Source organism: Escherichia sp. AM3, assembly GCF_032029835.1.
Lineage (GTDB): Bacteria > Pseudomonadota > Gammaproteobacteria > Enterobacterales > Enterobacteriaceae > Escherichia > Escherichia coli.
Genome location: NZ_JAVUPQ010000913.1, coordinates 1 through 279, shown reverse-complemented (window position 1 = coordinate 279; position 279 = coordinate 1). Strand labels below are relative to the sequence as shown.

Annotated in this window: 1 pseudogene; it reads right to left on the bottom strand. The window is 56.3% G+C overall.

The features are described from left to right. A pseudogene (locus RTW80_RS29030) lies at positions 1 to 279 on the bottom strand (peptidylprolyl isomerase SurA); the annotation flags it as partial.

The window sequence follows — 279 nt, the reverse complement described above, 5'->3', positions numbered from 1 at the left end:
CTCAACGATAGCGCGCGCCTGGCTTTCCGCCTCAGCCGCCTGATCGGAGGTTGGGTTTTCCGGCAGTGGGATCAGGATGTGGCTCAGGTTAAGCTCAGTGCTGGCATCATTCTGATTCCCTACCTGTTTTGCCAGGGCATCCACTTCCTGAGGCAGGATGGTGACGCGGCGACGGACTTCATTGTTACGCACTTCTGAAATCAGCATCTCTTTACGGATCTGATTACGGTAGGTGGCATAGCTGATGCCGTCGTAGGCCAGGCGGCTACGCATCTGATC